The organism is Promicromonospora umidemergens (assembly GCF_024171995.1).
Lineage (GTDB): Bacteria > Actinomycetota > Actinomycetes > Actinomycetales > Cellulomonadaceae > Promicromonospora > Promicromonospora umidemergens.
The window spans coordinates 1-2,899 of record NZ_JAMTCT010000057.1 but is presented as its reverse complement, the minus strand read 5'-3'; the positions used below and the strand labels follow the sequence as shown (position 1 = coordinate 2,899).

The following is a 2,899-nucleotide window of genomic DNA, read 5'->3' as shown; positions in this document are numbered from 1 at the left end:
GCCAGATCGTTGGAGTACGCATACCCGTTGTAGTAGTACGTGGACCAGGTGCCGCCACCGCTCACACCCTCGCCGCGGTCGAACCAGGCGACCTCGCGCGGGTTACGGGAATCGGTGAAGTCGAACACCGAGACGCCGCCCTGGTACCAGGACTGGACCATCAGGTCCTTGCCCTTGACCGGGATCAGCGAACCGTTGTGCGCCACACAGTTCTCGTTCTCCGAGTTGGTGCGCGGGATCTTGTAGTAGGACTTGAGAACGAGCTCCTTCTTGCCGAACCACTTGCGCTTGATGTCGTAGATGCCGTTGGCACCGAGCGTCGGGCCGAACTCGTCGTTGCACGTGGCCAGGCCGCCGCCGCCCAGCTCATCGGTGAAGACCACCTTGGTGGCGTCGTCGTTGAAGGTCGCCGAGTGCCAGAAGGCGAAGTTCTCCGTGTCCCGTGCCCGGCTGATCACGCGGGGACGCTCCCGGTCCCTGATGTCCATCAGGATGCCGTCACCCATGCACGCACCCGCAGCCAGGTCGTACCTGGCGTAGGTGGTGATGTCGTGGCAACCGGTGGTCTCCGTGTACGAGCCACGGTCGTCACCCGCGTAGCCGCCGTCCGGGAACAGGTTCGGCGTCGAGACCACGCGTGCCGACTCCGGCGTCCGCAGCGGGACCTTCACGATCGAGATGGTGTCGTGGGGCGGCCGGCAGTCCGGGTACGTCTCCGACGGGAAGTACGAGGAGACGTACACGTACAGGTCTCGCTTGTTCTTGGACGGCACGAGCGAGTGCGTGTGCGAACCACAGCTGGTCTCGACGGACTGGACGTACTCGGGCTCCAGCGGGTTGGAGATGTCCCAGACCTTGATGCCCTCCCACGCCGCCTTCTCGGTGGCCGGCATGGACGTCGACTCGCACGAGTCGTCGCTGCGCGACGAGTCCGTCGACAGCACCAGGACGTCCTTGTAGACCGAGATGTCGTTCTGGCCGCCCGGGCAGGACACCTGGACGACCTGCTCGGGATTCTCGGGATCGGACAGGTCGTAGACGGTGAACCCGTCGTAGTTGCCGGCAAACGCGTACTTGCCCTGGAACGCAAGGTCCGAGCCCGTGCTCAGCAGTGCGCCGTTCTTGGGCTGGTTGCTCAGGTGGGTGATCTTCGACGACTCCGTCTCGCCCGGGGGAACGTCCGGCTCGACCGCGGACGACGACGTCGACTTCGACATCCGAGGAACGAATGCGACCTCACCGTCGCCTGGCTCGGCCAGGCTCGGTGCCGCGAAGGCGAGCGTTCCCGCCGTAAGAGCGGCCGCGAGGGCGGCAGCAGTGGCGCCCCGTACATGCGAACGGGTAAGCGTTGGACGACGCAATGGCGTCACACCTCCTTGGTAGGGTCCATCCCGAGTGTTGTGCATCACACCAACACCATGCCAGATCCAAGTCAAGAATTTACACAGCAGTGACAAGCCGTCTGGGAGGATCTTCGCGTGGAGACAGAGATCGAGGCCGGTTCCCCGAAGGTCCAGCGACGCGGCCCGGCACACGAGCGTCGTGCGGTACGGCGTCGGTTCCTGCCGCCGCGAGCAAGCGTGTTAGGCCTGGTCATCCTGGTGCCGCTCACGCTCGGCCTGGCCGGCTGCACCGGCTCGGACGACGAGCCGGAGGCCGTCTCGACGCCCAGCTCCGTCGTCCTGCAGCCAGGGGGACCCGGCGAGAAAGCCGAGACGATCGCCCCTGAGGACTACGAGGGCCGGCCGGCCCAGGCGCCGTTCTCGGAGGCCGACGCCGCATTTCTGAGCGACATGATCCTCCACCACGGGCAGGCGACCGAGATGGCCGGCCTGGTCCGGGAGCGCAGCGAGTCCGAGCAGGTGACGAAGTTCGCGGCCCGCATCGACGTCGTGCAGGACAGCGAGATCGACCTCATGTCCGGCTGGCTGGAGGAGAACGACTATCCCGTGCCCCTCGACGTCGAGGGCGGGGACGGCTCCGGCCCGCGGGCGCCGGAGCACGGGCACGATCCCGACGACATGCCCGGGATGCTGACCGACGCCGAGATGGCGTCGCTCGAGAAGGCGTCCGGAGCGGAGTTCGACCGGCTGTTCCTCGAGGGCATGATCAAGCACCACGAGGGTGCGCTGACCATGTGCGAGGAGGTCGCAGGCTCGGGCAGCGAGGAACGTGTCATCGAGCTGGCGACCAACATCGCCGCCGATCAGATGGCCGAGATCGACCGGATGGCCAACATGCGCGCCGACCTGTGACGTGACGATCGCCGGGGCGGAGTGCTCCGGCCCCGGCGATCGATCGGCTCAGGTCAGGCGCGGCGCCGGTTCAGCAGGATCAGGCCCGCGAGGGCCGCCAGCAGGCCGAGTGCCGCCACGACGACGACGCCGATGCCGATGGGGCCCGCCGGTGAGCTGTCCACGTCGGTACGGAGCTTGCCGGTCCCGGCAGACAGCCGTTCGGTGCCGGACGCCACCTCTGTGGTGCCGGACGCCAGCTTGGCGGAACCGTCGGCGAGCTGCTGGGTGCCGTCGGCCAGGTCCGTTGCGCCTACCGCGAGCGTCTGGGTGCCGTCGTCGAGGGCGCCCGTGCCCTTGACGAGAGTGCGGGTGCCCTGCCGGGCGTCCTTGAGACCGTCGCGGAGGGTGACCGACCCGTCGGCCAGTCGCTGCGACTTCTCGACCTTCGGGACCACGCGGTCGCGCACCTCGATGATGCCGTTGACGAGCTGCCCGGAGCCGTCGACCAGACGCCCGGACCCCTGGTGCAGCTGCGCGACGCCGGAGACGAGCGTCGGCGTCTTGCCCGCCAGCCCGGCATTGCCGTCGGCAACCTGCGTAGCGCCGGCGAGAAGTTCCGGCAGACCACCCTTCAGCTCACCCGTCCCAGCAGCCAACGTCGC

The 2,899-nt window shown here is 67.8% G+C and carries 2 protein-coding genes and 1 pseudogene; 1 reads left to right on the top strand and 2 read right to left on the bottom strand.

All coding sequences use genetic code 11. The features are described from left to right. Positions 1–1,217, bottom strand: a 1,217-nt coding sequence (locus tag APR04_RS30205) for an LVIVD repeat-containing protein (protein WP_253878335.1), incomplete at its 3' end; no start/stop codon positions are given. 261 nt (positions 1,218–1,478) lie between these two features. Here APR04_RS30205 and APR04_RS31225 point away from each other — a divergent pair. Further along, complete coding sequence (locus APR04_RS31225) at positions 1,479–2,255, top strand: DUF305 domain-containing protein (RefSeq protein ID WP_253878333.1); 777 nt, start codon at positions 1,479–1,481, stop codon at positions 2,253–2,255. 53 nt (positions 2,256–2,308) lie between these two features. On the opposite strand, the pseudogene APR04_RS30195 reads toward APR04_RS31225, so the two are convergent. Further along, positions 2,309–2,899 (bottom strand): annotated as a pseudogene (locus tag APR04_RS30195) (hypothetical protein); the annotation flags it as partial.